Below are 866 nucleotides of genomic sequence, written 5' to 3'. Positions count from 1 at the left end.
ACATCCCACCAGGACCGCGGCTCCGGCGCTCCGAGGAGTGGGCCGGTCTCGACGGGGGCACGGTGGAGTCCCGGCCGCCTCGGCGGCCGACCGCGTCTCACCCGGCCCGGCCGGTGCCGAGCCCGTGTTCCAGCGGCAGCCCCCGGTCGGCGACGACGTCCTTCATGACCAGCGTCGAGGACAGCCGCTGCACCCCGGGCAGCGTGGTGAGGCGCTCGTCGTAGAGGCGCTGGAACGCCGGCAGGTCCCGGGTGATGATCCGCAGCAGGTAGTCCGGGTCGCCGAACAGCCGCTGGGCGGCGACGACCTGCTCGATGGCGTCGACGGCCGACTCGAACGCCTGCACCGTGTCCTGCACGGCCTCGTGCATGGTCACGAACACCAGCGCGTCGAAGCCCAGGCCGAGCCGGTGCTCGTCGAGGTGGGCGCGGTAGCCCGCGATCGCCCCGGAGGACTCCAGGGCGCGCAGCCTGCGGTGGCACGCCGACACCGACAGCCGCATCCGCTCGGCCAGCTCGGTGACGGTCAGACGGCCGTCGGCCTGCAGCTCGGCAAGAATCTTCCGGTCGATCGCGTCCACGGCGAGGAATCTTGCACCATCCGGGGCGCGCGGTGGGAACATCGGGAACACCTGTCGGCGCATCCTGCCTAGCGTCGGGGCATGCCGATCGGAAGCGTGCTGGGGTTCTCCGGCCTGTCGTTGCTGCTGGTCCTGACGCCCGGCGCCGACTGGGCGTACATGAGCCGCGCGGGGCTGCGCGGGCGGACGGTCCTACCGTCGCTGGCGGGTCTGCTCAGCGGGCACCTGGCACTCGCCGCGCTCGTCGCGGCCGGGATCGCGGCGGTCGTCGCGCGCCGGCCGGAGG

General features: G+C 73.6%; 1 protein-coding gene and 1 pseudogene. One reads left to right on the top strand and one right to left on the bottom strand.

The annotated features are described in order from the left end of the window. Window positions 1–97: 97 nt before the first annotated feature. Window positions 98–622 (bottom strand): Lrp/AsnC family transcriptional regulator, encoded by a 525-nt coding sequence (locus tag D8M34_RS18295; protein WP_238695727.1) that lies wholly within the window; start codon window positions 620–622, stop codon window positions 98–100. Between the two features lie 39 nt (window positions 623–661). On the opposite strand from D8M34_RS18295, the pseudogene D8M34_RS18290 reads away from it, so the two are divergent. Next, a pseudogene (locus D8M34_RS18290) lies at window positions 662–866 on the top strand (LysE family translocator); the annotation flags it as partial.

Origin of the sequence: Microbacterium sp. HSID17254, assembly GCF_003989315.1 — a bacterium.
Taxonomy (GTDB): domain Bacteria; phylum Actinomycetota; class Actinomycetes; order Actinomycetales; family Microbacteriaceae; genus Microbacterium.
Note: the sequence above shows the minus strand (reverse complement) of the source record. Positions and strands in the feature narration are given on the sequence as shown.